The following is a 4,340-nucleotide window of genomic DNA, read 5'->3' as shown; positions in this document are numbered from 1 at the left end:
TTCCAGCTTAATAGATTCTAATAAATAATATAGAAAGTCACTTGGTTTGCCGTTGATTTTTTCTTTCCATTCATCTGTTTCTTCTTGCTCAGGTAATTCTTTTTCCAATTTTGCATTTTCTTTCTCCAGTTCTTTCGTCCTTTTTATTGATCTTAATAGTCTATTTTTTTCTATTGCTTTTTTCTCTTCATCTCGCTGTTTGTCAAGAGGAGTAGCAGTAGTACTACCTTCAGACTCTAAACTGCTATTAGATTCATTTGATTGAGTTTGTTTATTTTTTAATTCTTCTAGTTTATCGGTTACTTTTTTTAATTTCTCCTCCGATTCCTTTTTTATCTTTTCTGCTTCTTCTTTTATCTTTTCTACTTCTTCTTGTTTCTTTTTCAACATATCGAGGAACTCGTTATCATTAGACTGCGTAGTTGATCGAAACCAGCCTACAAAGCGGCTTGGTTCAAATCGTTCAATCTTATCTTTAGCAATTTTAATAGCATTCTCAAACCTAGAAAAAGTACCTTCAATATCTAGTAAATTTGCTTTTTTTGTCAGCTGTTTAGCTTCATTTAAAACGGCCGAGATTTTCTCATGCAACTCATCTAAATGTAGCTTATCTAAATCTTCTTTGATGTCTTTTCTAATTCCTTGTAGATGAACAAGTGTTTCTTGAATTTCATTATTTGCAGGTTCTAAAAGTTTTTCATCAATAGATGTTTTAGCTTCATCTAAGAACTTATCAAATAAATCACTTATTTTATCTGTGAATTCATTCAAGTGCTTATCAAGTAATTTTATCAATCGAGATATAGGATCATTCTCCTCTTTACTTTCAAATTTGTTTTCCATTACCGATACAATCGTACCACTTCTAAATGGGAGTAGAATATCCACATTGTTAAATTTTTTAACGATATTATGTGCGTTATTTACTTCATTATTTTTTAACTTACTTAATGCTATACATACTCCAGCGATGAAAACAGCACTCACGAATGCAATGAAACCCCATTCTGCCCAGCCCTGAACATTGGCAAAACTAAATTTATTTTGTATCAATGCACCAGCTACAATTAGACCGCTCAGCACATATGACACAGCAAGCAAAATAACTTTATTTCTATTCTCTTGTCTTTTGTTTTCTAATATTTCTCCCTGTTTTTCAGAGATTGGTAAAACTATTGAAAAACCTTGCTTTTTATCGACCAAATCAGGAATAATTTCTATTGTTAATGCATTTTGGGCAATCTCATTTATTTCATCACTTTTTCCACCTCGAATTTTTATATCTATTGGGCTATCACCATCTTTTGATTTCTCATTTTCTATTTCTTGCTTGTATATATATCTTAGAGCAAGAGAGGTTAATAAAACCACTCCAAGAATAACAGAAACCAGAAAGTAAGTTGGCATTAATGTTGGGTTAAAAGTAGCAATAAAGCTCAAATCGTTAAGGGTTATTGCCATTGCAGTTACGTAAGCTAGAGAAAATTGAAGCCAAATATTCACTGCTGCTATAGGTAGAGTGTTATTTACAGAATATTTTTTTGCTGCATGCCACAATTGAGTGGGGTACCCAATGACGTTATTTAGCTGAGTTACCCCGTGATCTATCTTAAAATTAAAAAAGTCTTCTGTAGTACTTTTAGCCATAAATTTCCTTACATTTAAATTTAATTAATTATATATTAATAATACTTTAAAATCAAGCTTTTTAACTTATGCCAAGGCCGGTTAGAGCGCACTGTATTAATCTTTACGTAACGATTTGTTAACCAAGCAGAATGTGTGCCATGCGTTTCTAGATCAGCATGTTTAATAATTTTAGCGTTGCAAGCTGAATAGTCGAATTCACTTAATTGAATTATCAGATCAACACTATTACAGTTTCTCAAGATATCTTCTTCCTTATAAGCTAGCAACACTGATTTATTATTTCCTTTATTATATATGCAGCCATAATCGTTACACTTTAGCCTTTTATCTGAGTTATTGTATTTTTTATGATTCAAAATTTGGTTCTGCCCATTTTGCTTCGCCCATGTTTTGACAACAAAGTTCCTATTTTTCCTGGTGAGAGAATATAGTAAGTTATCACTTTCTTTTACAGCAACATTATCAGCATTTATTAGGATGTCGGGGGTTTTATATGCGGTGCTAAAGCAAATACCCAGCACAATAAAGAAAATTCCGAAGAAACGCCAATTTCTTTCCCACAAGCACAGCCACAATAAACCAAGTGTTATTATAATAATTGATGATGCAGGAAAAGTACGAATGGGAATAACCAAATACTGAAGACTAGCGATTGCATTTGTTATATACAAAATACTGTCAATTGGGCGCTCTATAAATGGCGCTATAATCCATTCAATACCCAAAGGAATCAACAAGACATAAATTATTCCAAGTGGAATAATAATTAATGTAACTATTGGTATAGCAACTAAGTTTGTGATAATGCCACTAATTGAAAAATAATTAAAATTGTATATCGTATACGGAACAGTTGCTAAACTTGCTATTACTGAGCTAATCATTATCGACACAAAATATTTCATTATTTTTATTTTGAACAATTTATTAGCATTAATTTGATAACTGGCAACCAGAGCCAAAACAGCAGAAAATGACATCTGAAAGCCAGGCTTTAAAATTACTTCTGGTTCTATGATAAGTATCACTGCAGCAGCAAACGCAATTGCTATTAACCCTCGATATTTTCTCTCTATCATTATTGCAACGAGTACTAAAATCACCATGATGTAGGCACGCTGAGCAGAAATTTGCATACCGGTAATCAACAAATAAAACGTGGTTGGCAAGATAGTAAGAAATGCAGATATTTTCTTGGTGTTATACTTAAGAGTCAAAGTTTCAGATATTGCGAATAAATTACGAAACACTACAAAAAACAGACCAGCAACAAATGATAAATGCAAACCAGATATGGCAAACAAATGTGCTATACCTGAATCTCGTATCGCGTCCATAGTTTTTTGATCTATGCCATCTTTTTTACCGATCAGTAATGCAGAGATTATATCCGCATGTGGTTTTTTGATATTTTGCTGCAGGTTTTCATAAATGTATTGACGGAAAGATTCTATATACTCTAGAAATTGCCTTGCTTCAGCCTTTTTGTGTAGGGCTATTTTGCTTGTTGCAAAACCTGTTGCACTTATTTTCTGGTAATATGCTATTCTTGCAAAATCGTATGCATACTCCGAAGGCGCAATCTTTAGAGGGAAGAGTTTTGCTGATAATTTTACTTGATCGCCTATTTTAATGCCTTTTTCCACTTTGGTTCTAACTGATATTCTGATGTTATCTAGAGCTCTATCCGGTGTCATTCCAGCGCGTGACGCTGGAATCCATATCTTTTTTTTCTGGATCCCAGTATCAAGTACTGGGATGACAAAAGGGGGCACTGGGACAACAGGAGAGGATTTTGAGATAGTAGGGGATTTTTCAACAGAAAGCAGAAATTGTTTATATGAGCCCCTGTCGTTAATATCCTTCACTGTGGCAACGATGTTTTTTACATACCTCTCTTTATCGAGGATTTGAGTATTAACTAAAGCTGTTCTTAATTTACTAGCTGTAAATCCTATGAGCACTGCAATTAAAGCAATGCATAATATTGCGTATTTTCTGTATAATATTGCAATCAAAATTAGTGTGGGTAAAAGCAAAAGAAAAATAGATATGCAGCTTGGTTCAAAATTTAGGGAAAAATAGGTTAAAATCCCTACACACTGACACACAGGAAACCATAGTATCAAGTTATATTTTTCATTGCATATGTTATGACGTATATAACTAACTATTATGTCAAGAAAGGTTAGTAAATATACTAGTATACGACCCATAGCGGATTTTATCCTTGTATATCCTATAATTGCAAGTATAATAGCTAAATAAACAACGACGCGGGATGGAGCAGCTCGGTAGCTCGTCAGGCTCATAACCTGAAGGCCGTAGGTTCAAATCCTACTCCCGCAACCATTTTCCAACTGTGCGAATATTGTGGTTTCAGGTAGCTCATGGAAACGGATTAAACGAAAAACGACTTGACAAACTCCGCCAGCCCCCTTATCATGAAACTGAAGCTATTTATTTATCTTCTCTGTACAGATTAAATGACAAAAAAACTCACGTATCTGGCGTCTCATGTTTAATTTTTTGCACTATGTGCACCTTATGTCTTTATAAAACTTCTACCTACATAAGCTGAAACGCGCTTATAAAGCGTTTAAAACATAAAAAAACGCCAACTTAAAAAATGGATAGTGAATAACTAGCTACCCTAGGGTTTCTTTTGCCTTTTTTTCTGTTTAGTAAAT

Annotated in this window: 2 protein-coding genes and 1 tRNA gene; 1 reads left to right on the top strand and 2 read right to left on the bottom strand. The window is 33.5% G+C overall.

The window, feature by feature from the left end; all coding sequences use genetic code 11:
* Together BA053_RS05365 and BA053_RS05360 are read right to left on the bottom strand one after the other, a co-directional pair.
* A partial coding sequence (locus BA053_RS05365; protein WP_065106843.1) for a hypothetical protein occupies positions 1 to 1,647 on the bottom strand: 1,647 nt, incomplete at its 3' end.
* A gap of 35 nt (positions 1,648 to 1,682) precedes the next feature.
* Positions 1,683 to 3,866 (bottom strand): ComEC/Rec2 family competence protein, encoded by a 2,184-nt coding sequence (locus BA053_RS05360; protein ID WP_065095030.1) that lies wholly within the window; start codon positions 3,864 to 3,866, stop codon positions 1,683 to 1,685.
* Positions 3,867 to 3,925: 59 nt separating this feature from the next.
* On the opposite strand from BA053_RS05360, the gene BA053_RS05355 reads away from it, so the two are divergent.
* Positions 3,926 to 4,002 (top strand) — tRNA-Met (locus BA053_RS05355).
* Positions 4,003 to 4,340 lie beyond the last annotated feature (338 nt).

Source organism: Wolbachia endosymbiont of Nomada ferruginata, assembly GCF_001675785.1.
Classification (GTDB): Bacteria; Pseudomonadota; Alphaproteobacteria; order Rickettsiales; family Anaplasmataceae; genus Wolbachia; species Wolbachia pipientis.
Note: the sequence above shows the minus strand (reverse complement) of the source record. Positions and strands in the feature narration are given on the sequence as shown.